Consider the following 21,189-nt stretch of genomic DNA (forward strand, 5'->3'; position numbering starts at 1 on the left):
TCGATCAGGCCAGAGGCAGCCGCACCTCGACCACCAGGCCGCCGGCCGCGCCATCCGCAAGGGTGACGCGGCCGCCGGCATTTTCGACCACCTCGCGCACGATTGCCAATCCAAGCCCGCTGCCTTCCTCGGTCGCGCCGGCCAGGCGGTAGAAGCGCTCGAAGACATGCTCGCGCTCGTCCGCCGGGATGCCCGGCCCGTCGTCGGCGACCGTCAGGACCGCTTCGCCATTGATGGCGGCCAGCTTGACGGTGACGGTGCCGCCGGCCGGCGTGTAGCGCAACGCATTATCGACCAGGTTGACGATCATCTCGCGCAGCATGGTGCCGTCACCGACGACCGTCACCGGCCCGGTTTCGTCAAGACCGAGATCGATGTTGCGCGCGAGAGACGCAGGCGCCTGCGTCTCCAGCACATGGCGGGCGGCCTCGGTCAGGTCGACACGGTCGGCGCGCGGCCGCCGGCTGCCGGGCTCGGCCCGCGACAGGGTGAGCAGCTGTTCAGCCAGCCGCGCCAGCCGGCCGGAACTGGCCTGCAGCGCCACCAGCGCCTCCTGGCGCGCCTCGGCGGCACCTTCGCGCAGCGCGTAGCTCGCCTGCGTCGACAGCAGCGCCAGCGGCGTGCGCAACTGATGCGCGGCATTGGCGATGAAGCGGCGCTGCGCCGCCATCTGCGCTCGCACCCGTTCCATATAGACGTTGAGCGCATCGATCAGCGGCCGGATCTCGCTCTGCGCGCCGGTGACTTCGATCGGATCGAGGTCGCTGCGGCTTGGCGAGCGCACGGCGTCGCGCAGCCGGATCAGCGGCTCCAGGCCGCGGCGCAGGCCGAGCAGCACGAAGACGCCGGCAATCGCCACCAGCGCCAGCTGCTGGGCAAACGCGCTGAACCAAAAATGCCGCACCATCGCATCGTGTCCGGCCAGCGTGACGCCGACGGTGACGGCTATCGGCGAGTCCGCGCCGGCGCCGACCACCGCATGGCTGTATGTCAGCAGCCGCAGTTCGCGGTCGCGATAGACAGTTTTCATGCTTGGGCGCCCCGGCGCCACCGGCAGGTCGGGATAGCCGGTCAGCAGCCGTCCGCCGGCGGTCTCGACACGATAATAGACGCTGTCGCGGTCGCCGGTGTCGAACATCTCGATCGCCGCCGGCGGCACCGTGGCATCGAGCACGCCGTCGACGATGGCGACCTGCTCGGCAATCGCGCGTGCCGACCCTACCAGCATGCGATCCGTCACCAGGTCCGCGGTCGCCAGTGCGCTGCGCTGGCTGGTCCACAAATTGATGGTGGCGAGCCCGGCGAGCGGCAGCACCACCCAGGCGAGCAACTGCAGGCGGAGGCTTCTAACCGGCATCGCGCAGCAGATAGCCGAGGCCACGCAAGGTGGCGATCTGGACGCGCGATCCTTCGAGCTTCTTGCGCAGCCGGTGGACATAGATCTCGATGGCGCTGGGGTCGGCGTCTGTCTCGAAATCGAAGATCGCCGACGACAGCGCCGCCTTACTCACCGTGCGCCCGGCCTTGACCATCAATTGCTCCAGCACCGCGTGCTCGCGCGGCGTCAGCGCCAGCGTGTCGCCGGCTACCGAAAACAGTCGCGTGTTGGTGTCGAAGACGAGATCGCCGCAGGCGACGACGGGCGCGGTCCGGTCGTTAACGCGCCGCAGTTGGACGCGGATGCGCGCCTCCAGTTCCTCGATCTGGAACGGCTTGGCCAGATAGTCGTCGGCGCCTTCGTTGAGGCCCTTGACGCGGCCGTCGAGGCTGGCGTTGGCGGTCAGCACGATGACCGGCACCCGGTTGCCGCGCGCCCTGAGCATGCGCAGCACCTCCATTCCGCCCATGCGCGGCAGCGCCAGGTCGAGAATGACCAGCGCATGGTCGCCGGCGGCCAAGGCATGCTCGACATCCTCGCCGTCATGCACGACGTCGACGACATAGTTCGCCTGGCGCAAGGTCTTGCCCAGCCAATCGGCCAGTTCGCGATTGTCTTCGACAAGCAGCAGCCGCATTTTCTATTGCTGTTCATGAATGCTGCCCGCCGGGTCTCATCGGTGTTTCCGACGAACGCGGCCAGCAGCGTCCGATTGGATGCCCGTGACAACGGATAATATCGATCCGCGCGCAAGGCAAACTCCAAGCTGGCGAACATTATCGCTGGCCTTTGGATGGCGAAACTCCCGTAATCAACACAAAACCGAACCGTTCGGTTCGATTTCTGTTGACGGACCGTGCACGATGGGGTGAACGCCGGCTCGGAAAATCTTGTCGCCGGAACGAGGTGTACTCACCTAACCACGTGAAATCGCTCGGAAAGATTATGGCGCAGGAAACCACCAGCCGGATTTCAAGCGCCGCTTCAGAGGTTTTTCGGGAAAATCTTCGTGACTGGAAACGACAGCAGGGCAGACCCATCTCGGGGTGGTCCGAGCGACGCGAATTCCTCCCAAGGCACGCCACTTGACGGACAGAACAGTGAACTACCGGAGTACATGAAATGACCAAGATCGCTCTTACCGCCGTCGCCATCCTCGTTGCCACGGGCAGCGCCTTCGCCGGCAGCGACCACTATGGTTCGAACAACGTCAACCAGCCGGCTGTCACCGCGCCTGCCGACAACCTCGACCACAGCTTCACGGCTTCGATCCGCAAGCCCGTCGAGCATAACGGCTTCAAGTTGACGCCCGATTCCAACCAGCCTGAATCCGGCCAGGGCATCTGGGGCCGCTAAGCGGACCCGATCACCGACGCTCTGAACATCAATCATCGAAATCAGGACTATTTGACATGACCAAGATCGCTCTTACCGCTGCCGCCATCCTTGTTGCCACTGGCACGGCTTTCGCCGGCAGCGACAATTATGGCTCGGCCAACGGCAACCAGCCGGCTGCCGCCGTCGACACCTCATCCACCGCTTCGATCAAGAAGTCGGACGCGCCTGTCCAGAAGCCGGTTACCCAGGGCAGCGACCGCGACCTGTTCGGCAGCCGCTGAGCGGTCACCGGTTCTCAAGGACCTCAAAGCGGCGGGCGTGTCCCGCCGCTCTGTCGAGATGGGATGATCGCTAACGCAAATCCTTCGGCCTGATGCAATGCGTCAGCCGGCCACTGCCGAAGGTGAGGTCCGCCCAGTCGCCCTCGATGACAAAACGGGCGAGCGCCGCGGTCGGGAATTTCTCTTCGAGCCTTTTCAATGCCCCGGCATCCGACCCCGAGCCGGCGAGGCGGTGGGCGAAATCTTCCAGTCCGGGATTGTGGCCGAGCACCAGCAGGCGTTCGGCCTTTGGCTTTGCCTGCCGCACCTTGGCCAGAATGTCCGCCGCGGTGGCTTCGTAGAGTGCCAGCTCAAAGTCTGCCGGCACTTTTTTTGGCAGTTCCGCCGAGACCAGCCGCCATGTGTCGCGGGTGCGCAGCGCCGACGAGACCAGCGCCAGATCCGGCAGCCAGTCGCGCCTCGCCAGCTCGCGCCCCATCAGCGGCGCCGTCTTCAACCCGCGCGGGCCGAGTGGCCGGTCGAAATCGACGAGCTTCGGGTCGTCCCAGCTCGACTTGGCGTGGCGCAGTACAAGCAGCTGCCTGGTTGTCGCCATTGCCAGCCTCTCTTACGGCGTGATCCGCGCCAGTTGCTCGAGATCGCGCTCCTCGCGCAGCGGGTCCGGCGCCATCACCACCGAGGTGCCGTTCTCCGCATCGTCGGCGAAATGCGCGAGCACGGTGTGGCCCTTCTCCATGCGCGCCTTGCCTTCGGCGACCAGTCCGAGCGCCAGCGGATAGAGCCGGTGCTCGGCCTTGAGCACCCGCGCGGCCAGCGTATCCTCATTGTCGCCGACCATGACCGGCACCGCCGCCTGGGCGATGATCGGGCCGTCATCCATATCCAGCGTGACGAAATGCACCGTGCAGCCATGGATGCGCATGCCGGCACGGAGCGCGCGGGCATGGGTGTCCAGCCCCTTGAAGGCGGGCAGCAGGGCAGGGTGGATGTTGACCATCCGCCCCAGCCACTTCTCGACAAAGCGCGCACCGAGGATGCGCATATAGCCGGCGAGCGCCACGATCTCGGCGCCGAATCCGATAAGCGCGGCGTCGATCGCCCCGTCATGGGCTTCCTTGCTGGCATAGTCGGCGCGCACGATGACCTTCGTCGGGATGCCCCGCGCCTGCGCGATGGCAAGGCCGGCGGCATTGGACCGGTCGGAGATGACGCCGACAATTTCGGCCGGATAGGCTGGATCGCTGGCCGCGGCAATCAGCGCCGTCATGTTGGAGCCGCGTCCCGAAATCAGCACCACGGTGCGTTTCCTGCTCATAGGCCGATCGAGCCCCGATAGATGACGCCGGCGTCGCGGCGCGGCACGATGCGGCCGATCGGCGTCACCGTTTCGCCGGCCTCCTGCAGCACGGCCGCGACCTGCGCCGCCTGGCCGGAGGCGACGGCCAGGATCATGCCGATGCCGCAATTGAAGGTGCGCATCATCTCTTCCGGCGCGACGCCGCCGGTCTTGGCCAGCCACGAGAACACCGCCGGCACCTCGATGGCCTCGAGGTCGAGTTCGGCGGAGAAATCCTTCGGCAGCACGCGCGGAATGTTTTCCGGGAAGCCGCCGCCGGTGATGTGCGCCAGCGCCTTGATACCATGCGTGTTGCGGATCGCCTTGAGGATCGACTTGACGTAGATGCGCGTCGGCTCGAGCAGCGCCTCGGCCAGCGTCGACTCGTCGTTGAACGGCGCCGGGTCGCTCCAGGCAAGGCCGCTCACGCCGACGATGCGCCGCACCAGAGAAAAGCCGTTGGAGTGGAGCCCCGAGGAGGCGAGGCCCAGCAGCACATCGCCCTCGACGATGTCGTCGGTCGGCAAGAGCTGGCCGCGTTCGGCGGCACCCACGGCAAAGCCGGCAAGGTCATAGTCGTTGCCGTGATACATGCCGGGCATTTCGGCCGTCTCGCCGCCGATCAGCGCGCAGCCAGCCTGGCGGCAGCCCTCGGCAATGCCGCCGACGATCGCCGCCCCCTGGTCGGGGTCGAGCTTGCCGGTGGCGAAATAATCGAGGAAGAACAGCGGTTCCGCGCCCTGCACGACGATGTCGTTGACGCACATGGCGACAAGGTCGATGCCGATCGTGTCGTGTTTTCCCGCATCGATGGCGATCTTCAGCTTGGTGCCGACGCCGTCATTGGCGGCGACCAGCACCGGATCGGTGAAGCCGGCGGCCTTGAGGTCGAACAGGCCGCCAAAGCCGCCGATCTCGCCATCGGCGCCCGGCCGGCGCGTCGCCCGCACCAGCGGCTTGATCTTCTCGACCATGAGATTGCCGGCATCGATGTCGACGCCCGCCTCGGCATAGGTGAGCCCGTTCTTGCGCTTGGATGTATCGCGCTTCGTCATATCTGGCTCGTCGCTGTTTCCACTCTGCTTGCGGGCTCTTCGCATGAACGGTTTCGGTCCGCAAGGATAACGCGCCGGCGCGGGAGTTTTGCCCCCGACAAAAGCGGCGTTCGGGTGAGCCGATCGCCAAAGTCCGAGAATGAGGAGCTTAGTCTTGCGCCCACTCCACATCTCCATCATCTATCAACAAAACAAAAGCGACGGGGTACACTGTTGACCATCCCCAACATGATCACGATCATGCGCTTCGTGCTGGTGCCCGCCGTGGTGTTGGCCATGTTGCAGGCGCACTGGGGCTGGGCCTTTGCCGGTTTCCTTGTCGCCGGCATTTCCGACGGCGTCGACGGTTTCATCGCCCGCCGCTACAACCAGCATTCCGAGCTCGGCGCCTATCTCGATCCGATGGCCGACAAGGTGCTGCTGGTTTCGGTGTTCGTGGTCATGGGCTTCATCGGCGAGCTGCCGCTGTGGCTGGTCGTCACCATGGTCTCGCGCGACGCGCTGATCATCTGCGCCGTGCTGTTGTCGACCGTGATGGCGCATCCGGTCGAGATGAAGCCGCTCTTCGTGTCGAAGGCCAACACCGCCATCCAGATCGTGCTGGCGGCGGTGGTGCTGGGCGAACTTGCCCTCGACATCCTTCTCGACCCGCTGCGGCCCGCGCTCATATTGCTGTCCGGGGTCTTGACCGTGGCTTCGGCCGCGGCCTATCTCGTGGGCTGGCTGAGGCATATGAGCGGCAATGGCGAAGGCTCCACACCGGGCACCTGATCAACGATCCATCGACGCGGCCGCTGAGGCCGCGATGGCCGGCGAAGCTGCGTCTCTGGCCTTCCGCCGCCAGATCTTTTTCTGGCTGGCCACCGCCGCGCTGCTGGCGCTGTTCCTCTATGTCTTCTCCAGCATCCTTTTGCCGTTCGTCGCCGGCATGGTGCTTGCCTATTTCCTCGATCCGGTCGCCGACCGGCTGCAGCGCATCGGCCTCTCCCGCCTGATGGCGACGATCGTCATCCTCATTGCTTTCATCGTCGTCCTAGTGCTGGCCTTCGTCATCCTGGTTCCGGTCTTGGCCACGCAGATGGCCGATTTCGCCGGCAAGCTGCCGGAATATCTGACCCGCCTGCAGGGCCTGATCACCAGCTACGACCCAAAATGGCTGGAACAAAAATTCGGCGTCAATGCCAATAGCCTGCGCGACGGGCTGAACTCGCTGCTAACCTCCGGCTTTGGGCTGTTGACCACCGTCTTCACCTCGATCTGGAGCTCGGGCGTGGCGCTGGTCTCGGTGGTCAGCCTGTTCGTGGTCACGCCCGTGGTCGCCTTCTACATGCTGCTCGACTGGGACCGCATGGTGGCGATCGTCGACAATTGGGTGCCGCGCGACTATGTCCAGACGGTCAGGGCGATCGCCAGGGACATCAACACCGCCACCGCCGGCTTCGTGCGCGGGCAGGGCACGCTCTGCCTGGTGCTGGGCGCCATGTACGCCATCGGTCTGACGCTCACCGGGCTCAATTTCGGCATTCTGATCGGCCTGTTTGCCGGGCTGATCTCCTTCATCCCCTATGTCGGTTCGCTGACCGGGCTGGTGCTGGCCGTCGGCGTTGCCTTCGTTCAGTTCTGGCCCGACTGGATCATGGTTGTGGCGGTAGCCGCCGTGTTCTTCGTCGGCCAGTTCATCGAGGGCAACATCCTGCAGCCGCGGCTGGTCGGCAAAAGCGTCGGCCTGCATCCGGTGTGGCTGATGTTTGCGCTGTTTGCCTTCGGCGCGCTGTTCGGCTTCGTCGGCCTGCTGATCGCCGTGCCGGCCTCGGCCGCCGTTGCCGTGCTGGTGCGCTTTGCCATTGCCCGCTATCTCGAATCGCCGCTTTACAAGGGCCATGCCACCGAACCTGTCCCGCCGCTGCCGGCCAACCGCCGCAAGGGACCGCGTGGCCAAGCCTGATGGCTGACCAGAAAACCGACCCGCCGCGCCAGCTGCCGCTCGATCTCGGCCACGGCACCGGCTATTCGCGCGACGAGCTCGTCGTTTCCGGCACCAACAGCCAGGCCGCAGCACTTGTCGACCGCTGGCCGGATTGGCCTTCGCCGGTGGTGGTGCTGGCCGGCCCGGCAGGTTCGGGCAAGACGCATCTGGCCTCGATTTGGCACGCGCGGGCCAAGGCAGTGGCGATCGAGGCAAACCGCATCGAAGACTGCATCGCCGGCCTCGGCGAACGGCCGGCGCTGATCGACGATGTCGACAAGGCACGGATCGACGAGGCCGGCCTGTTCCACCTCATCAACGCCGTGCGCGGCGCCGGCTCGACTCTGCTGTTGACTGCGCGGCGTTTTCCCCTGGCCTGGGGTGTGGCGCTGCCCGATCTCGTCTCGCGGCTGAAGGCGGCGGCGACGGTCGAGATCCACGAGCCCGATGATCTGCTCCTCGCCGGTGTCATCACAAAGCTGTTCGCCGACCGCCAGGTCGAGGTCGAGCCGCATGTCGTGCAATATCTGGTTCGGCGCATCGAGCGCTCGCTGGCGACCGCCATGCGCGTCGTGGAGCGGCTCGACCGTATAGCCCTGGAACGCAAGACCCCGATCACCCGCGCGCTCGCCGCCGAGACCGTCAGCGCCATGGACCAAGGGCAGGGCGAGTTCGAGATTTAGGTGGTTGACGGAAGGCTTCCTCTTCTCAGGGGGGAGGAGAAGGCCATCGCCACTGTCCCATTTCGGGATGCTATTGCTGGCATCCATCTTGCAATACCAGTTTGCCGGCTTAACCCCCGGTCCTGATTGCGTTCCAAATCAGGTTGTGGGCTCGCCGGGAGTTGTGGCGGTTGGGGTCCTCGCCCGGCGAGCTTGCCTTCTTGTGTCATCCGAATGGGGGTATCGATCCCGCCTCGGATGGCTCGGGACGAGCCTGCCGACCTGGTCGCTGCCATACCTCAGCCCTCCTCGCCGGACTGGCCCGCCCGCTCCACGCCAAAGCGCCTGCGGTAGTCGCCCGGCACCAGCCCCGTTATCCTGGCGAACACCTTGCGGAAGGAGCCGGGGTCGTCATAGCCGACTTCCCACGCGATCTGGTCGACGGATCGCGTCGTCATTTGCAGCATGTCGCGCGCCTTGCCGACGCGCAGGTGCTGGCAATATTCGGTCGGCTTGAGGCCGGTGGCGTTGCGGAAGCGGCGCAGGAAGGTCCGTTCCTCCAGGCCGGCCTGCTCGGCCATCGAGCCGAGCGTGACATCGCGCGCGCCTCTTGCCTGCAGCCAGTGCTGCACCTTGAGGATCGCCTCGTCGCCATGGTTCAGCCGCGGCGCGAAGGCGCTGTAGAAACGCTGCTCGCGTCCCGGCGGATCGACCAGCATGAAGCGCGCCGTCGCCATCATGACCGCCGGACCAAGCACTCGGTCGACCAGCTTGAGACCGAGATCGGTCCAGGCCATGTAGCCGCCGGCGGTGATGATGTCGCCATCGTCGATGACCAACCTGTCGGCGTCGAGCAGGATATCGGGAAAACGCTTCGCCAGCGCCTCGCTGTAGGCCCAGTGCGTCGTCGCCACGCGGCTGGACAGCAGGCCGGTTTCGGCAAGCACGAAGGCGCCGGCGCAGACCGAGCCCAGCGTCGCACCCGCCGCGTGGCGCGCCCTCAGCCACTCGGCATAGGGCGCTGCCGCCTCGCGCGCGATCGGCTGGCCGAGGGTCGGCGGCAGGATGGCCATGGCCGGCCCGTTGTCGGCTGCGGGTCCATTGCCAGCCGGCTCGCTGTCGAAGCTGCGGATGACGGCGTCCTCCTGCAATTGCCAGTGGCTGATGCGAAGTCGCGGCGCCTGTGTTGAGCGCGCCTGCGCCATCTGGTCGGCAAGCATGAAAAGATCGGTGAGCCCAAGCACGGCCGCCTGCTGCACGCCGGGATAGATGACGAGCCCGATTTCGATCGGATCATGCACAGCGGCCATCTGTCAGTTTTGCCTCGTTCGATGTCAGTTTTGCCGATCCTCACCATGGCCGAGCTTCTCTAGCTTGTCCACAGAAGGAGCAAACCTTCCCCGACAAACCAACTTCAGGAGCAGAACGATGAGTACATTCACCACCAGCGACGGCACCGAGATCTTCTACAAGGATTGGGGCACGGGCCAACCGATCGTTTTCCATCACGGCTGGCCGCTCAGTTCCGACGACTGGGACAACCAGATGCTGTTCTTCCTCGACAAGGGTTTTCGCGTCATCGCTCATGACCGGCGCGGCCATGGCCGCTCCTCGCAGACCGCGACCGGCAACGAGATGGACACCTATGCCGCCGACGTTGCGGCACTTGCCGAACATCTCGATCTCAGCAATGCCGTCCATATCGGCCATTCGACCGGCGGTGGCGAGGTGGCGCGCTACGTTGCCCGCCACGGCGGCGGCCGCGTCGCCAAGGCGGTGCTGATCGGTGCGGTGCCGCCTATCATGGTCAAGTCCGAGAGCAACCCGGGCGGCCTGCCGCTAGAGGTCTTCGACGGCTTTCGCGCGGCCCTTGTCGCCAACCGGGCCCAGTTCTTCCGGGATGTTCCGGCGGGTCCGTTCTACGGCTTCAACCGCGACGGCGCCAAGGTTTCGCAAGGGGTCATCGACAATTGGTGGCGCCAGGGCATGATGGGCGGCGCCAAGGCCCATTACGACTGCATCAAGGCCTTTTCGGAAACCGACTTCACCGACGATCTGAGGAAGCTCGACGTGCCCGTCCTGATCATGCATGGCGGCGACGACCAGATCGTGCCGATCGAAGATTCCGCCCTGCTTGCGGCAAAGCTGGTCAAGCGCGGCACGCTGAAGGTCTATGAGGGCCTGTCGCACGGCATGTGCACCACCCATCCGGAGATCATCAACCCGGACCTGCTGACCTTCATCCGGAGCTGACGCGGCAGTGCCGATGCAGGCGTGGCGGCCACGATGCGGCCGCCTTTGGAGACAAATGGCCGCTTTGGCGGTCATGCGCGGCGAGAAAGACCTTCGCCGCGCCTCACTATCGAATCATGGAAGCTAGCGTCCCGATTGTTTTCTGGCGGCAATCGCGCAGAGGAAAGCCAGTGCGGCGGCGTCACATGCCGTGCGAGACGGACCTTTGGCAAAAAGGACCGCGTCCGCGGCTGGGATCGTCAGGCCATATTTTTTGGCGAAAGAGGTAACTTCGTATGGTTGATCGTCAGCTTGACTGCGTCTCTCGAACTCATATTCCATGCACTGTCTCCTCCCGTTCTACGACCCTGTCCCCTCCTTGGTCAGACGCAAAAATTTAACCACCAACGGCCGGCGCAAGTCCAGCAATTGGGAATTGTGCTAAAACGATACATTCTGAAATCGCGCTCCAACGGCGGTTGCAGGAAACCGCGCGGGATCGAACGGCAGGCATGGCAGCCGAGGCGACGGACCTGTCGTCATCGCCGGGATCGTATCGTTCGTGTAGGGAAATGGTCGGAGTGGAGAGATTCGAACTCCCGACCCTCTGGTCCCAAACCAGATGCGCTACCAGGCTGCGCTACACTCCGAGGCCTTGCGGCGTATAAGGTTCCGGGCCTTGCCGCGCAACCCCTAAAACGCAACCGCAACAAACGGCTGCGGCGTGACGGGTGCAAAACACGCCGGGGTCGCCCGCCGCCTAGCGCTTCTGCCGGGCGATCCTGCGGGCGAGCGCGTCGCCCTGGATGCGGGCATTGGAAAAACAGCCGCGGATGCTCGGCCGCATGCCGGTGAACCACAGGCCGGGCAGTTTCGGATCGCTGTCGGAACCGTTGAACAGCGGCACCCCCTTGCCGTCGAGCACGCCGAGCTTGCCGACCATCGTCTCCAGCCCGGTGCGGTAGCCGGTGGCGGTAATGACGACGTCGGGCGCGATCGTCTGGCCATTGTCGAGAATGACGCCGTCCGACGTGAACTCGCGCAGCTGCGGCACGACGATGATCCTGCCTGCCTTGATGGCGGCGGCGGCGCCGTCGTCGGCGGCGATCGCTGTGTAGTCGCCGGCCAGGCGGCTGGCGCCGCCCGAAGGCGACGCAGGCAGGCCAAATTTGGTGAGGTCGCCGAGGGCGAGCCGCTGCGTGGCCGCGATCACGGCGTCGGCGAGCCACACCGGCAGGCGCGCCAGCAGCGGCGAAAACCGGTGCACGGCGATCTTGCGGCCGATGCGCTTGGGCAGGAGTGCCGGGCCGCTGCGCGCCGACAGCCACATCTGACCGGGGTTCGCCCCGGCGAGGTGATTGAGCGCGTCGAAGCCCGAATTGCCGGCGCCGACCACCAGTACCGTCTTGCCGTCATAATCCCTGGCCGCGCCGAAATCCGCCGAATGGACAATCCGTCCGGCAAAGCCCTCCATGCCTTTCCACTGCGGAATGAAAGGCTGGCGGTCGCGCCCGGTGGCCACGACGACATGGTGCGCGCGCCGTGGGCCGGTGCTGGTCCGCACGATCCAGTGATCGCCGCCGGATACGATCTCGTCCACGGCGACGCCGAACGTGACCGGCAGCCGGTGTGTCTCGGCGAATTCGTTGAGGTGGCGGATGACGGCAGTTCGGTGCGGAAAGCCGGGCGTGCCGGTGGGGTAGGTGACACCCGGCAGCGCGGAAAGGTCGCGATGCGTGTTGAGATGCAGGTTCTTGTGCCGCCGGTGCCAGGGCTCGGCCAACCGGTTCTCGCGCTCCAGCACCTGCACCGCCACGCCGGCCTTGACCAGCGCGTGCGCGGCAGCGAGCCCGGCGGCGCCGCCACCGATCACGATCGCGCCGTCGAAGATCGCCGGTTCGCCGGTCCGCAAGGTTTCCGCCACCATGTCCGTCATTGTCATAACCGTGATTGCCACGCCAGTGTATCCGACATATGCCGCATGCGGCGCCGCGCCAACTCGACGCGGTCGAAAGACCGTCGTCTAGACGCGGCTGGAAACCGTCGTCCCGCGGGTCGAAGAGCCGTCGTCCGACGTGATCGCCAAACCGTCATTCGATGCGGCTGCAGGACCTGTCGGCCTTGCCGCCGGCGCCATTGCACAGTAATGACGGGTTGGTGCACGACCCCGAGACCCTGAATCGGGTTTTTCGAGGGCAGGCGCCGGTTCAGGAGTGCCTGGAGCGTCCGCCCCAGGGAGCAACGAGGTGGTCATGTCCGCGCGCATTTTCAGCCCAGCCAAAACCGCGATGCAATCCGGCAAGGCCAAGACCGGACATTGGGTGCTGGAATTCGACCCGGCGCAGCGCAAGAAGATCGACCCGCTGATGGGCTACACCACCTCGGGCGACATGCTGAGCCAGATCAGGCTGACCTTCGACACCAGGGAAGAGGCGGTAGCCTATGCCGAGAAGGAAGGCCTCGCCTTCCGCGTCGAGGAACCGAAGGAACCCAAGCGCCGGCAGATTTCCTATGCGGAGAATTTCCGCTATGACCGCAGGACGCCCTGGACGCACTGACCGGCATTGCCGGGCAACGCCCGGGCGTGAAAATCAGCCGGCACGGCCGGCCAGCGGTCCCGTAGCTCAGCTGGATAGAGCACCGGCCTTCTAAGCCGATGGTCACAGGTTCGAATCCTGTCGGGATCGCCAATATTTCAATGACTTAGCGTTTGTGCGGCGAGCGTGTTTCAACTCGGCCGGCGCAGAACTGGAAGCGGTTGGCTGGAAAGTTCACCTGGCCAAGGTGTGTTGAGATCCAGGTCAGGCCGATCATCTGAGTCTCAACACCCCTCAATGCAGATAGCCCAGAAGCCACAGGATGATGATGACCGGTATCGGAATCCCGATGAGCCAAAGTAGCGCTCCTCGTAGCATGATGTCCTCCTTAGCTTGCAGGAGGGAACGCGCCCCGACTCGCTTGGTTCCGCGACCGTTATCGGCCCGCTTTGGCCGGTGAGGCAGCAGAGGCGCGTGATGGGTCAAACGTCCGGAGAGCCACCATAGAGCTGCACCCCAAGTCGCTCGCTTCTCCTCCACCGGACGACGGCGCGATAGGTGGCGCCGTCAGCTTGTATGTGAAGCACAAAGCGATCCGGTATTTTCACGCCGGCAGCGACGCGCAATTCAGCTCCATTTTCGTGCTGATTTCTAACGGAGCAGCCTATTTCGGCGTCCTCCGTTGTGATGGTCGCTTCCTTCAGCACAATCTCTCGTGCATGAAGGCGCCGCTCTTTGCGGGGTTCGGACGGGTCCATTCGATACCTCACTTCTCCCGGAAATCCTGCAGCCCCAAGTCTTCCAGCTCTAAGTCTTCCAGCCCTAGTCTTCCTCGCCTCGAAGATGCTTCACGCGGCCGCTCGGACCGTGGCAGGCATGCTCACGCATCGGACCTCATGCAACTTGAATTTCAATTAATATCGTAGAGCTGTTTCCATTCCGTTAGCGGTCGCTAAAACGTTTGCGGAAACCTTCCGGCCCTGGCCGCCGTTCTGGTCGGCAGGCAGAACCAACGACAGCGTGCGACGGCGCTGAACGCGGCAGGCGGGTTACTCGGCCTACTCGACCAGCACATGCGCCTCACGGGCTGCGCCGACAAACGCATCCATGGCCGCATCGGCAGGAAGATCACCACTCATGGCACGGCGGCAGGCGCGCAGCGCCGAGCCGTGTTGCGCACTCCCGGCGTCACGCCATTGGCCTGTCAGCAATTCGACTGCCTGCTGTGCATTGGAAATGTGCCGGATCGAGCCCGCGATGCCCACCGAAACCGCAACCGGCCTCGAAAACCATCCCTGGGTCATGGGTAAAACCCTTGCTGTTATGATCCAACAAAACGCACCATGCGGCACTAGGTTTCATCGCCGCGTCTCAACTGGCCGTGAACTGCCCGTTGCCGCTGATTTCTCCCTTGTGGCTGTCGCGAAACATGCGGCGCACTGTAAATGCGGCTCGAAGAACTCGTTATATTCTTGCTGAAAGAGCGCGGCGCTGGTACTTGTTGGCGGCGCAGATTCAAAAAGATCGAATCTGCGCCGGCTTGCGTAACGGAAAAAATCGCGCATGCTGTCCCGGCAATGATCCCGAATGGTGGCAACCTGTTTCGAGAAGGATCATGGTCAAACGAGAAGCAGAGCCCCGTCCCGTAAAATGGGATGGTTAGCTCAGGCAATGCTCTGGATGTCTGATGCCATTGCCCCCATGGCCGTCGGAAGAGCAAGGCATATGGGGAAATAAATGGTCTCGAAGCAACTTACTTCCAACGCCGAAACAGCGGCCGCCTTCCTGTCCGTAATGGGCAACGGCAAGCGGCTTTTGATTATGAACTATCTGGCCGAGGGCGAATTGTCGGTCGGCGTTCTCGCCGATAAAGTCGAGCTCAGCCAGTCCGCGCTCTCGCAGCATCTTGCCAAGTTGCGGAGGTTCGGCATCGTCGAAACCCGCCGCGACCGGCAGATGGTCTACTATTCCTGCAAGTCGGCCGCCGCGCGCGAACTGCTCGCTTTGCTGGACGGCTTGCTGGCAAAGGAGAGGCCGCTCGCAGGCCGCCATCAGCAGTACGTTACCGAAAGGCAGCGCCGGCCGCAGGCAGCCTGAGGGCGGGACGCCGGTATCCGCCGGGCACAGCCTGTGTCCGGCGACGCGGCCTTAAGGCCCGTAGCTGGTGGTCAAGGCGGACGGCGTTGGGTCGGGAACGCCACCGCTGTCGAGGTGTTGTCGGCACTGCGCAGATGATCGGGATCATCGACAGCGCGGCGGTCGCCGGGTCGATGCTGTCGCGTGACACACCATGGCCACATCGTGCCGGGTGCCATGGCTGAAGAACGAACTGACCCTGAAGCCCGTCGGATCGACAGTGCCCGCCGGACCTGTTCGGGCAATGTAGACTCTCGATTCCTGCTCACCTATCCTGCCGAGGGCAGGCCCACATAGCGGAACGGCTCTTGCCGGGCTCCTGATCCACGAAGCGACGCGCAGCTCTTCCTCGATTTCGGGAGCCGACGATGTTCGATCCAGAAAAGGCCAGGGCTGCATCGCAGTTGCTGGTACGCCATTGGGACAAGGGCACCCGTCTCGACGCCATACCCGAGGAATTGCGGCCACAAACGCGGATCGAAGGTTATGCCATCCAGTCGCATGTGATAGATCGTTCGGCGGCGCCACTTTTCGGATGGAAGATCGCCGCAACCAGTCTGGCTGGACAAAGGCACATCAACGTCGACGGCCCGATGGCCGGGCGTCTCCTCGCCGAAAAAGCGGTTGAGGTCGGCGGGGCTGTTTCCCTGGCGACAAGCAGGATGCGCGTGGCCGAGATCGAATTCGCTTTTCGGTTTGGCCGCCAGCTGCCGCCTCGTTCGGCACCCTACGAAATCGCTGAAGTGATGGATGCCGTCGCGACCGTGCACCCGACGATCGAAATTCCGGATTCTCGATATGAGGATTTTTGCGCAGTCGGGGCGTCGCAACTGATAGCGGACAACGCCTGTGCCAATCTGTTTGTTATCGGCGAGGCTGTAGAAGACGACTGGCGCGACGCGGATCTCGCGCAGCACCCGGTGGTCGCTTTCGTTTCCGGAAAGTCTGAGCACCATGGAACGGGGGCAGCGGTGTTGGGCGACCCTCGTATCGCGCTTGCATGGATCGTCAATGAACTGTCGGGCCTGGGTATAGCGCTCCAGCCGGGACAAGTGGTGAGCCGGTGACGAGGTCACCGGCGATTTGGGCAGGTTTGGTCGCGTGTCGGTCAGGTTCGTCTAATGCATGTCGCGCAAAAGTGCGCAGCGGTTTTGCGACAACGACATGCATAAGACAAGAACCTAAAGCGCGTCGCATGAATCCGTTTGGATGCGACGCGCTTTGGAGCAGTTCCAGGACTAATGCCCGCCGCGTTGCCTGGCCACGACGCTTCGCACCGCCAGCACCAGCACGGTGATGATGATCAGGATCACCGAGAGTGCTGCGATCGCCGGGTCGATGTTGTCGCGCAGGCCCATCCACATCAGCCGTGGCAGCGTAATCGCGTTGACCGACGTGATGAACAGGGTGACCCCGATCTCTTCCCAGGACAGCACGAAGGAGAGCAGCGCGGCGGTGACGATGCCGAACTTGATGTTGGGCATGATGATGCGCGTGGCGCGCTCCCACACGCTGGCGCCAAGGCCACGCGCGGCAAGGTCGATGCGCCGGTCGAGCTGGCTGAGCGAGACCAGGATCAGCACGGTGGCGAAGGGCACCGTCATCACCGAATGCGCCATGGCAACGCCGAGCCAGGTGTCGTAGCCGAAGAACGAGCTGAAGCCTGAGATGGAGGTGAGCAGGAAGTAGAGCGTGATCGCCGAAACCACCGGCGGCACCACCATCGGCAGCAGAACGAAGCCGACAAGTGCGGCGGTGAAGCGCGGCTGGAACATCCATACGCCGAGGCTGAAGCAGAGCGCCAGCACCGTCGAGATGGCGCTGCTGACGATGCCGATGCGGATCGAGAGCAGGATGGCGTCGATCCAGCGCGGATCCTCGATCAGCGCCCGGTAGTGGCGCAGCGACAATTCGCCCGTCGGCATCGCCAGCATGCGGCTCGGCGTCAGCGACACCGGAATGACGGCCAGCAGCGGCAACAGCAGGAACAGCGCCACCAGGACGGCGAGGATCAGCGAGACGGGTCCGGGGCGATAGGTCGGCATGGCTATACCAGCTGTTTCGGTCTGACGTAGCGGAACAACAGCGCCATCAGCGCGCCGACGAACAGCACCAGCACGACGCTTATCGCCGCGCCCAGGCCCCAGTCAGGGCTCTGGAAGATGCGCAGGTAGATCAGCTCGGCGATCATCACGCTGCGGCCGCCGCCGAGGATCGCCGGCGTGACGAAGAAGCCCAGCGAGAAGACGAAGACGATCAGCGCCGAGCCGATGATGCCGGAGCGCGTCATCGGTACGAACACCGACCAGAAGGTGCGCATGCGGCTGGAGCCGAGACCGCGTGCCGCCAAAAGCACGCGGTCGTCTAGGCTGCGCATGGCAGACGCCAGCGGAAACACCGCGAAGGGAATGAGGAAATGCGTCATGCCGACGATGACGCCGAATTCATTGCGCACCAGCGCCAGCGGCTCGGTGATGAAACCGATCGATTGCAGCCACGTATTGATCAGGCCGCGATTGGAAAGCAGCGCCACCCAGCCGAAGGCGCGCGTCAGCACCGAGATCCAGAAGGGAACGAGAATGCAGAACTCGGCGACGACGCGCTGCACTGGGCTGCCGCGCACCCAGACGACGGTGATGGCATAGGCCGCCGCCACCGACACCAAAGTGACGATCAGGGCGATGCGCAGCGTGCGGATGAACACCGACTGGACCAGCGGGTCGGTGGCCAGAGCGCCATACTGCCCGAGCCCCGGCGTCGGCAGCGTGACGCTCCATTTGACCACGCCAAGGAACGGCCAGGCGTAGGCCAGCACAAGAAACAGGAGCAGCGGCGCCATCAACAGCGCCGCGCCCATCCTGTCGGAGAGGATGCCTCTCATGTCGATCCGATGATCCCGGCCCGGTCAGGCCGAGATGATCTTGGTGTATTCGTCGAGCGCCGGCCCGTAGTTCTTGGCGTACCAGTCCATGTCGAGCGCGATCTGCTTCTTCATGTTCTCGGGGTCGACGGGATTGATGCGCTTCTTGTCGGCCGGGATCAGTGCGTCGGCGGCCGGATTGGCCGGGCCCTGTCCGAGCTTGTCGAACATGACGAGCTGCTTTGCCGGATCCTGCGCGCTGGCGATGAACTTCATCGCCGCTTCCTTGCCGCCGGGATTGCCCTTGAGCACGGCGAGCGCGCCGGGCGAGATCAGGCCCTGGTCCCAGATGAACTTGATCTTGCCGCCCGAGTCCTGCTCGATCAGCGAGGCGCGTGTCGACCAGACGATGGCCATCGAGGCTTCGCCGTTGAGCAGCACGCTCTGGCTCTCGGCGCCGCCGCCCCAATAGGCGACGACGTTCTCCTTGAAGGCGGCGATCTTGTCATGCGCGCGCTTCAAGTCGAGCGGGTAGAGCGAGGCCGGCGCGATGCCGTCGGCCAGCAGTGCGGCTTCCCAGCTCGACACGCCCCATTTGTAGAGCGAGCGCTTGCCGGGGAATTTCTGCACGTCGAAGAAATCGGCCATGCCGGTCGGCGCGTTGCTGCCGTACTTCTCGGAATCATAGGCGATCACATAGGAGAAGAAATAGGTCGAGGCGGCGTATTCCCAACCAAAACCCTCGCGCATCTTCTTCTTGTCGACGATGGCATAGTCGATCGGCTCGAGAGCGCCCTGGGCGCCGAGCGTGATGGCCGAGAACGGGTCGACGTCGACCAGATCCCAGGTCGGCGCGCCGCTCTTGAACTGCGCGGCAATCGCGCCTTCGGTCGGGCCCGAGCCGTCCATCTTGACGGCGATGCCGGTCTCCTTTGTGAAGGCCTGGCCGTAGGCGGCGTCATAAGCGGTGATGGCGTCGCCGCCCCAGTTCACCAGCACCAATTCCTTGGCTTGCGCGAAGGCGCCGGTCGAGCGCAGCAGCATCGGCGTGCCGGCCAGCACCAGCGCCGCCAGCTGCGTGAACTGCCGGCGCGAGATCTCGCCGCTCCTTGCCCTGGCGGAGAGGGATTCGATCGCATTTCTCTTGGTATCGTTCATGTTAGTTCCCCTTTTTTCGTTGGTCGTTTCGGTAGTTGGCGCAAATCCCGGAATCATCGCTCGAGGATTCGTCGCCTTGGTCGTCATCCTCCATCCGGAAGCAGGAAACCTTTTTCCGCCGGCCAGGTCAGCCAGACGGAATTGCCCTTGCTGAGTGCGGCCGCCGCAACCTCGTTCGGCACCGAGACCGTCACCCTGGCGCCCTGGCGCGTCGTCAGGTCGAGCCTGGTCGCCGCACCCAGATAGGTGGAGGCTATTGCCGTGGCGGCAATGCCGTTCTCGCCCACCGTCGCCTCGCGCGCGATCGACATGTGCTCGGGCCGGATCGCCAGGATGGCGTTGCCGCTGACCGCATCGGCGTTGCCGCGCAGGCTGACGGCGCGGTCTTCGCAAAGCCCAACAGCGCCGTTGTCGGCGCTGCGCACGCCCTTCAGCGGCAGCATGTTGATCTCGCCCAGGAACTCGGCGACGAAGCGGTTGGCCGGCCGGTCGTAGACTTCGTCCGGCGCGCCGACCTGCAGCAGTTTGCCATGGTTGAAGATGGCGACACGCGACGACAGCGCCAGCGCCTCGCTCTGGTCGTGGGTGACGAAGACGAAGGTGGTGCCGGTTTCCTGGTGCAGCCGCTTCATCTCGGCCTGCATCTGGCCGCGCAGGCTCTTGTCCAGTGCCGAGAACGGCTCGTCGAGCAGAAGCACGCCCGGCTCAAACACCAGCGCGCGGGCCAGCGCCACGCGCTGCTGCTGGCCGCCGGAAAGCTGCGCCGGCAGCTTTGTTTCGTGGCCCTTCAGCCCGACGCGCTCGATCATCTCGCCGACACGGCGCTTGATCTCGGCCGCCGATTTCTTGCGCACCTTGAGCGGGAAGGCGATGTTGGCCTCGACCGACATATGCGGGAACAGTGCGTAGCCCTGGAACACCATGCCGGCGGCGCGCTGCTCGGCCGGCCGCTCGGTGATGTCGACGCCGTCGCTGAAGAGGCGGCCGTCGCTCGGCTTCACGAAGCCGGCCAGGATCATCAGGAAGGTGGTCTTGCCAGAGCCGGAGGGCCCGAGCAGCGTCAGAAACTCGCCGCGGCCGATATCGAGCGTCAGATTGTCCAGCGCACGGAACGAGCCGAAACTCTTGCCGATCCCGATTGCCTTGATCTCTGCGGCCCGGCCGGGTTGCTGCATCCTGCCTTGATCCTCACTCCAGCCTTGAGCGTAGGGCAGGGCGCGGCCTCACCGCAACCGAATAGTTTTCGCCTGATCGGCAAATTTGATTCATCTATCGTGGGTTTAGAGCCGGTTCTCCGACAGCTTCGACCTCAGCCACCCGCCGAACGCCACCAGCACCGGATGGCTCGTCTTGGCGTGCTCGGAAACCAGGAAATACGAGCGCGGCGATTTGATCGCGATGTCGAAGGGGCGCACCAGCCGGCCTTCGCTGAGCGCCCGGCGGCTGGTCAGTTCGTCGCCCATGGCGATGCCCTGGCCGGCGATCGCTGCCGAGAAGACCAGGTTCATGTCGGAAAAGAAGATGCCGCTTTCAGTGTCGGGGTTCTCCACCTTCGACAGCGCCAGCCAGCGCGCCCAGTCCTCCGTGTCGCCGAGGTGGAGCAGATTGGCGCGCAGCACGTCGGCCGGCTTGGAAAAACCGCCAACCTTGTTGAGCAGCGTCGGGCTGCACAGCGGCGTGAACGAGATCTCGCACAGCAGCTCGGCCGCCCGGTTCGGCCAGTTGCCGACGCCAAAGGCGATAAAGGCGTCGGCGTCCGGATTGCTGACATCGTCGAGACGCCGCGGCGTAAGGATGTGCAGCGCGACGTCCGGATACATCTGCCGGAACTCGCCGATGTGGGTGCATAGGAACAGCGAGGCGAAGCCCGGCGTGCAGGAGACGCTGAACGAACCGCCGACGCCGGTGCCGGCATGGCGCGTCACCGCGTCGCCGAGCACGGTGAGCGCCTTGCGCACGTCGCTGGCATAGCGCTGGCCGCGCGGCGTCAGCGCCACGCCCTTGCCGATGCGCTCCAGCAGGTCGAAGCCGAGGTCGCGCTCGAGCAGCCGCAACTGGTGGCTGACGGCGCTGCGGGTCAAGTGCAATTCGTCGGCGGCGCGCCACACGCTGCCGTGGCGGGCAAAGCTGTCGAGGGCGCGCAGCGCCTGGGTGGAGGGTATTCTCAAGAAGCCTCAGGTGAACCGAATTTGCATGAGCCGGGAAAACATATCACTTTTTGGAAAGCCGCTTCACTGCTTTCTTTGACGG

23 protein-coding genes, 2 tRNA genes and 1 pseudogene are annotated in these 21,189 nt (G+C 64.5%); 10 read left to right on the top strand and 16 right to left on the bottom strand.

Annotated features, from left to right (window positions below):
- Positions 1 to 4 precede the first annotated feature (4 nt).
- Entirely contained in the window at positions 5 to 1,357 is a 1,353-nt protein-coding gene (locus DH08_RS22605) for a sensor histidine kinase (protein ID WP_192181398.1), read from the bottom strand.
- Positions 1,347 to 2,015: a response regulator gene (locus tag DH08_RS22610; RefSeq protein WP_192181399.1), complete on the bottom strand. Its 669-nt coding sequence runs from the start codon at positions 2,013 to 2,015 to the stop codon at positions 1,347 to 1,349. Before DH08_RS22610 ends, DH08_RS22605 begins: the two co-directional genes overlap by 11 nt.
- Before the next feature lie 485 nt (positions 2,016 to 2,500).
- On the opposite strand from DH08_RS22610, the gene DH08_RS22615 reads away from it, so the two are divergent.
- Positions 2,501 to 2,734: a DUF680 domain-containing protein gene (locus DH08_RS22615; protein WP_006201546.1), complete on the top strand. Its 234-nt coding sequence runs from the start codon at positions 2,501 to 2,503 to the stop codon at positions 2,732 to 2,734.
- A gap of 56 nt (positions 2,735 to 2,790) precedes the next feature.
- Positions 2,791 to 2,997 (top strand): DUF680 domain-containing protein, encoded by a 207-nt coding sequence (locus DH08_RS22620; protein WP_192181400.1) that lies wholly within the window; start codon positions 2,791 to 2,793, stop codon positions 2,995 to 2,997.
- A gap of 70 nt (positions 2,998 to 3,067) precedes the next feature.
- Here DH08_RS22620 and DH08_RS22625 read toward each other — a convergent pair whose 3' ends face one another.
- From DH08_RS22625 to purM, 3 genes are read right to left on the bottom strand one after another with little or no spacing between them, the layout of a single operon-like run.
- On the bottom strand, positions 3,068 to 3,592 hold the full coding sequence (locus DH08_RS22625; protein ID WP_192181401.1) for a SixA phosphatase family protein: 525 nt from the start codon (positions 3,590 to 3,592) through the stop codon (positions 3,068 to 3,070).
- Between the two features lie 12 nt (positions 3,593 to 3,604).
- Positions 3,605 to 4,312, bottom strand: a complete 708-nt coding sequence (purN, locus tag DH08_RS22630) for a phosphoribosylglycinamide formyltransferase (RefSeq protein ID WP_192181402.1) — start codon at positions 4,310 to 4,312, stop codon at positions 3,605 to 3,607.
- Positions 4,309 to 5,388 carry a phosphoribosylformylglycinamidine cyclo-ligase gene (gene purM, locus DH08_RS22635; RefSeq protein WP_192181403.1) on the bottom strand — a complete coding sequence of 360 codons (1,080 nt, stop codon included), beginning with the start codon at positions 5,386 to 5,388 and terminating at the stop codon, positions 4,309 to 4,311. Before purM ends, purN begins: the two co-directional genes overlap by 4 nt.
- Before the next feature lie 213 nt (positions 5,389 to 5,601).
- Between purM and DH08_RS22640 the strand changes: the two genes are divergently transcribed.
- From DH08_RS22640 to hdaA, 3 genes are read left to right on the top strand one after another with little or no spacing between them, the layout of a single operon-like run.
- Positions 5,602 to 6,159, top strand: coding sequence for a CDP-alcohol phosphatidyltransferase family protein (locus DH08_RS22640; RefSeq protein ID WP_192181404.1), 558 nt, complete (start codon positions 5,602 to 5,604; stop codon positions 6,157 to 6,159).
- Positions 6,131 to 7,333: an AI-2E family transporter gene (locus DH08_RS22645; protein WP_192181405.1), complete on the top strand. Its 1,203-nt coding sequence runs from the start codon at positions 6,131 to 6,133 to the stop codon at positions 7,331 to 7,333. The genes DH08_RS22640 and DH08_RS22645 overlap by 29 nt, the downstream gene beginning before the upstream one ends.
- On the top strand, positions 7,333 to 8,037 hold the full coding sequence (gene hdaA, locus DH08_RS22650; RefSeq protein WP_192181406.1) for a DnaA regulatory inactivator HdaA: 705 nt from the start codon (positions 7,333 to 7,335) through the stop codon (positions 8,035 to 8,037). Before DH08_RS22645 ends, hdaA begins: the two co-directional genes overlap by 1 nt.
- A gap of 278 nt (positions 8,038 to 8,315) precedes the next feature.
- On the opposite strand, the gene DH08_RS22655 is transcribed toward hdaA, so the two are convergent.
- Positions 8,316 to 9,326 (bottom strand): GlxA family transcriptional regulator, encoded by a 1,011-nt coding sequence (locus DH08_RS22655; RefSeq protein WP_192181407.1) that lies wholly within the window; start codon positions 9,324 to 9,326, stop codon positions 8,316 to 8,318.
- A 118-nt stretch (positions 9,327 to 9,444) separates the two neighbouring features.
- Between DH08_RS22655 and DH08_RS22660 the strand changes: the two genes are divergently transcribed.
- Positions 9,445 to 10,269 (top strand): alpha/beta fold hydrolase, encoded by an 825-nt coding sequence (locus tag DH08_RS22660; protein ID WP_192181408.1) that lies wholly within the window; start codon positions 9,445 to 9,447, stop codon positions 10,267 to 10,269.
- Positions 10,270 to 10,392: 123 nt separating this feature from the next.
- Here the strand turns inward: DH08_RS22660 and DH08_RS22665 are convergent, their stop codons facing one another.
- From DH08_RS22665 to DH08_RS22675, 3 genes are all read right to left on the bottom strand, one after another.
- Positions 10,393 to 10,590, bottom strand: coding sequence for a hypothetical protein (locus DH08_RS22665; RefSeq protein WP_192181409.1), 198 nt, complete (start codon positions 10,588 to 10,590; stop codon positions 10,393 to 10,395).
- A gap of 231 nt (positions 10,591 to 10,821) precedes the next feature.
- Positions 10,822 to 10,898: transfer RNA gene (locus DH08_RS22670), tRNA-Pro, on the bottom strand.
- Between the two features lie 110 nt (positions 10,899 to 11,008).
- Positions 11,009 to 12,175 (bottom strand): flavin-containing monooxygenase, encoded by a 1,167-nt coding sequence (locus DH08_RS22675; protein ID WP_192181629.1) that lies wholly within the window; start codon positions 12,173 to 12,175, stop codon positions 11,009 to 11,011.
- A 325-nt stretch (positions 12,176 to 12,500) separates the two neighbouring features.
- Between DH08_RS22675 and DH08_RS22680 the strand changes: the two genes are divergently transcribed.
- Complete coding sequence (locus DH08_RS22680; RefSeq protein WP_006201534.1) at positions 12,501 to 12,806, top strand: ETC complex I subunit; 306 nt, start codon at positions 12,501 to 12,503, stop codon at positions 12,804 to 12,806.
- A 55-nt stretch (positions 12,807 to 12,861) separates the two neighbouring features.
- Positions 12,862 to 12,938 (top strand) — tRNA-Arg (locus tag DH08_RS22685).
- A 329-nt stretch (positions 12,939 to 13,267) separates the two neighbouring features.
- Here DH08_RS22685 and DH08_RS36550 read toward each other — a convergent pair.
- Both DH08_RS36550 and DH08_RS22690 read right to left on the bottom strand, forming a co-directional pair.
- Entirely contained in the window at positions 13,268 to 13,543 is a 276-nt protein-coding gene (locus DH08_RS36550) for a PilZ domain-containing protein (RefSeq protein WP_246800961.1), read from the bottom strand.
- 300 nt (positions 13,544 to 13,843) lie between these two features.
- Positions 13,844 to 14,089, bottom strand: a complete 246-nt coding sequence (locus DH08_RS22690) for a DUF982 domain-containing protein (protein ID WP_192181410.1) — start codon at positions 14,087 to 14,089, stop codon at positions 13,844 to 13,846.
- A 433-nt stretch (positions 14,090 to 14,522) separates the two neighbouring features.
- On the opposite strand from DH08_RS22690, the gene DH08_RS22695 reads away from it, so the two are divergent.
- Positions 14,523 to 14,882 (top strand): ArsR/SmtB family transcription factor, encoded by a 360-nt coding sequence (locus DH08_RS22695; protein ID WP_006201529.1) that lies wholly within the window; start codon positions 14,523 to 14,525, stop codon positions 14,880 to 14,882.
- Between the two features lie 407 nt (positions 14,883 to 15,289).
- Positions 15,290 to 16,043, top strand: a pseudogene (locus DH08_RS22700) (2-keto-4-pentenoate hydratase).
- Positions 16,044 to 16,159: 116 nt separating this feature from the next.
- On the opposite strand, the gene DH08_RS22705 reads toward DH08_RS22700, so the two are convergent.
- From DH08_RS22705 to DH08_RS22725, 5 genes are all read right to left on the bottom strand, one after another.
- Entirely contained in the window at positions 16,160 to 16,966 is an 807-nt protein-coding gene (locus tag DH08_RS22705) for an ABC transporter permease (protein ID WP_192181411.1), read from the bottom strand.
- A gap of 2 nt (positions 16,967 to 16,968) precedes the next feature.
- The gene (locus DH08_RS22710) at positions 16,969 to 17,802 is read right to left on the bottom strand and encodes an ABC transporter permease (protein ID WP_192181412.1); all 834 of its coding nucleotides are present in this window, start codon (positions 17,800 to 17,802) and stop codon (positions 16,969 to 16,971) included.
- A gap of 24 nt (positions 17,803 to 17,826) precedes the next feature.
- On the bottom strand, positions 17,827 to 18,939 hold the full coding sequence (locus DH08_RS22715; RefSeq protein WP_192181413.1) for an ABC transporter substrate-binding protein: 1,113 nt from the start codon (positions 18,937 to 18,939) through the stop codon (positions 17,827 to 17,829).
- An 83-nt stretch (positions 18,940 to 19,022) separates the two neighbouring features.
- Positions 19,023 to 20,114, bottom strand: coding sequence for an ABC transporter ATP-binding protein (locus tag DH08_RS22720; RefSeq protein ID WP_192181414.1), 1,092 nt, complete (start codon positions 20,112 to 20,114; stop codon positions 19,023 to 19,025).
- 105 nt (positions 20,115 to 20,219) lie between these two features.
- Complete coding sequence (locus tag DH08_RS22725; protein ID WP_192181415.1) at positions 20,220 to 21,107, bottom strand: LysR substrate-binding domain-containing protein; 888 nt, start codon at positions 21,105 to 21,107, stop codon at positions 20,220 to 20,222.
- Between the last annotated feature and the right edge of the window lie 82 nt (positions 21,108 to 21,189).

Source organism: Mesorhizobium amorphae, from assembly GCF_014843845.1.
GTDB lineage: Bacteria > Pseudomonadota > Alphaproteobacteria > Rhizobiales > Rhizobiaceae > Mesorhizobium > Mesorhizobium amorphae_A.

Excerpts from the sequence above, each read along its gene's own strand:
- DH08_RS22605 (WP_192181398.1), bottom strand. The coding sequence starts at position 1,357 with ATGCCGGTTAGAAGCCTCCGCCTGCAGTTGCTCGCCTGGGTGGTGCTG.
- DH08_RS22610 (WP_192181399.1), bottom strand. The coding sequence starts at position 2,015 with ATGCGGCTGCTGCTTGTCGAAGACAATCGCGAACTGGCCGATTGGCTG.
- DH08_RS22615 (WP_006201546.1), top strand. The coding sequence starts at position 2,501 with ATGACCAAGATCGCTCTTACCGCCGTCGCCATCCTCGTTGCCACGGGC.
- DH08_RS22620 (WP_192181400.1), top strand. The coding sequence starts at position 2,791 with ATGACCAAGATCGCTCTTACCGCTGCCGCCATCCTTGTTGCCACTGGC.
- DH08_RS22625 (WP_192181401.1), bottom strand. The coding sequence starts at position 3,592 with ATGGCGACAACCAGGCAGCTGCTTGTACTGCGCCACGCCAAGTCGAGC.
- purN (WP_192181402.1), bottom strand. The coding sequence starts at position 4,312 with ATGAGCAGGAAACGCACCGTGGTGCTGATTTCGGGACGCGGCTCCAAC.
- purM (WP_192181403.1), bottom strand. The coding sequence starts at position 5,388 with ATGACGAAGCGCGATACATCCAAGCGCAAGAACGGGCTCACCTATGCC.
- DH08_RS22645 (WP_192181405.1), top strand. The coding sequence starts at position 6,131 with ATGGCGAAGGCTCCACACCGGGCACCTGATCAACGATCCATCGACGCG.
- hdaA (WP_192181406.1), top strand. The coding sequence starts at position 7,333 with ATGGCTGACCAGAAAACCGACCCGCCGCGCCAGCTGCCGCTCGATCTC.
- DH08_RS22655 (WP_192181407.1), bottom strand. The coding sequence starts at position 9,326 with ATGGCCGCTGTGCATGATCCGATCGAAATCGGGCTCGTCATCTATCCC.
- DH08_RS22660 (WP_192181408.1), top strand. The coding sequence starts at position 9,445 with ATGAGTACATTCACCACCAGCGACGGCACCGAGATCTTCTACAAGGAT.
- DH08_RS22665 (WP_192181409.1), bottom strand. The coding sequence starts at position 10,590 with ATGGAATATGAGTTCGAGAGACGCAGTCAAGCTGACGATCAACCATAC.
- DH08_RS22675 (WP_192181629.1), bottom strand. The coding sequence starts at position 12,175 with ATGGTGGCGGAAACCTTGCGGACCGGCGAACCGGCGATCTTCGACGGC.
- DH08_RS22680 (WP_006201534.1), top strand. The coding sequence starts at position 12,501 with ATGTCCGCGCGCATTTTCAGCCCAGCCAAAACCGCGATGCAATCCGGC.
- DH08_RS36550 (WP_246800961.1), bottom strand. The coding sequence starts at position 13,543 with ATGGACCCGTCCGAACCCCGCAAAGAGCGGCGCCTTCATGCACGAGAG.
- DH08_RS22690 (WP_192181410.1), bottom strand. The coding sequence starts at position 14,089 with ATGACCCAGGGATGGTTTTCGAGGCCGGTTGCGGTTTCGGTGGGCATC.
- DH08_RS22695 (WP_006201529.1), top strand. The coding sequence starts at position 14,523 with ATGGTCTCGAAGCAACTTACTTCCAACGCCGAAACAGCGGCCGCCTTC.
- DH08_RS22705 (WP_192181411.1), bottom strand. The coding sequence starts at position 16,966 with ATGCCGACCTATCGCCCCGGACCCGTCTCGCTGATCCTCGCCGTCCTG.
- DH08_RS22710 (WP_192181412.1), bottom strand. The coding sequence starts at position 17,802 with ATGAGAGGCATCCTCTCCGACAGGATGGGCGCGGCGCTGTTGATGGCG.
- DH08_RS22715 (WP_192181413.1), bottom strand. The coding sequence starts at position 18,939 with ATGAACGATACCAAGAGAAATGCGATCGAATCCCTCTCCGCCAGGGCA.
- DH08_RS22720 (WP_192181414.1), bottom strand. The coding sequence starts at position 20,114 with ATGCAGCAACCCGGCCGGGCCGCAGAGATCAAGGCAATCGGGATCGGC.